At 68.4% G+C, this 1,811-nt stretch carries 1 protein-coding gene; it reads right to left on the reverse strand.

The annotated features are described in order from the left end of the window. Positions 1-94 precede the first annotated feature (94 nt). Entirely contained in the window at positions 95-1,411 is a 1,317-nt protein-coding gene (locus tag ABD652_RS10580; protein WP_344721101.1) for a short-chain fatty acid transporter, read from the reverse strand. Positions 1,412-1,811: the final 400 nt, after the last annotated feature.

Raw genomic sequence — 1,811 nt, forward strand, 5'->3', positions numbered from 1 at the left:
ATCTGTTGACGGAGTTCTCGAGGCTCAAGGGTGCGGTGCTCGACGACAAGACGATGCTGCAGTGAGCAGACCGTGATTCTCGGGCGGGCGCTCGTCAGGACATGGCCAGCAGCACGCCGGCGAAGACCAAGCCCGAGGCGATCAGCACGATGGTCGTGTAGCCGAGAATGTCGCGCATCCTCAGGCCGGCGATCGCCAGCAGCGGCAGCGCCCAGAAGGGCTGGATCATGTTCGTCCACTGATCGCCGTAGGCCACCGCCATGATCGCCACCGCCGGATCCGTGCCCAGCGACTCCGCGGCCTCCAGCAGGATCGGTGCCTGCACCGCGATCTGCCCGCCGCCCGAGGGGACGAAGAAGTTCACGATCCCGGCGGAGAGGAACGCGAACAGCGCGAAGGTCTGCTCGGTGGAGATCGCGACGAATGCCTCGGAGAACACCTGCATCAGACCGGTGCCGGCCATGATGCCGAGGATTCCGGCGTACAGCGGGAATTGCAGCAGGATGTCGCCGACGTTGCCGGCGGCCGCCCTGGTCAGCGCGAGCAGCTCGAACGGGCTTCGCACCAGCAGCATGATCAGCGTCAGGAAGCTCCAGTTGACGATGTTCAGGGTCAGCCCGCCGCCGCCGGCGAAGTGGATCGTCAGATAGCCGACCAGCATGAGGCCCACCAGCAGGGTCGGGAGCCGGCTGGCGTCGACGCGGTCGGCCGGGGTGACCACCTCGTCGTCGAGCTCGGCGTCCTCCTCCCGGGCGTCGACGTCGAGCGCGACCACCTGCTGCGGGTCCCGCGGGGCGATGAGCGTCAGGGCTCCGGCGACGACGATGATCGTCACCGCGGCGGCGACCATGTTCCATCCGGAGAACACCGTCTCGGTGATCGCCAGCGGTTCGCCCAGCACGTCGGCGACGAAGGAGTCCGGGGTGGCCGCGGTGAGCGGGCCGGAGGCCGAGTAGCCCATGTGCCAGACGACGAATCCGGAGAACCCGGAGGCCACCAGCATGGGGAAGTGGACCGGCATCTCGCGCCGACGAGCCTGTTCGGCGACCTCGCGGGCCATCAGCCCGCCGACCACCAGTCCGAGTCCCCAGGTGATCAGCGCTGCGAGCGAGGCCACCACGAAGACGAACACGTAGGACTGCATAGGGCTGCGGGGAATCCGGGCCAGACGGCGCAGCAGCGCCCGCACCGGGCGGGTGCTGGCCAGGATGTGGCCCAGGAACAGGACCAGGGCGATCTGGTTCATGAACTGCAGGAGCCCTGCCAGTCCGAGGCCCCACTCCTCGATCACCTGGAGTGGTCCGGCGTCGGTGAACAGCAGGGCGAGGATCGCGACGATGACCGTCAGTCCGATCGCGAAGACCAGCGCCGAGGGGATCAGCTTCTCCACCAGGGAGTTCAGCGGACGCATGACCGGGCCGAGCAGCGCGCCCCCGCCGACGGAGGGTCGGCGTGGTGCGGGGTTCTCGCTCATGGGTGAGCCTCCTCGTCATATCCGGTGTGCCGGGCGCGCATGCCGTGCGCGCACGCCAGGCGCGGGTGCGTGGTGCACAGCCTGCCAGAGGAATGTGTGTTGGATCACCCGTGACGCACCGCCCGGAAGCGGCGGAGTCCGTGCCGCGACCCCTGTGAGGCGCCGACGCATCTCGGTGATTGACCTCACAGCCCCTCCGTGGAAGAGTGGAGAAAAGTGAACGATCGGTCAGTTAATCCGACGAAAGGCCCATGACGTGACCGCCAGCCCTGCTTTCCTCGTCTCCGGGACCCGCACGCCCGTCGGCCGCCACGGCGGCGCGCTGTCCGCGGTCCGG

Source organism: Nesterenkonia halobia (assembly GCF_039536005.1).
GTDB classification, from domain to species: Bacteria; Actinomycetota; Actinomycetes; order Actinomycetales; family Micrococcaceae; genus Nesterenkonia; species Nesterenkonia halobia.

Bases quoted from the DNA above. Each gene is read 5' to 3' on its own strand.
- ABD652_RS10580 (WP_344721101.1), bottom strand. From the start codon at position 1,411: ATGCGTCCGCTGAACTCCCTGGTGGAGAAGCTGATCCCCTCGGCGCTG.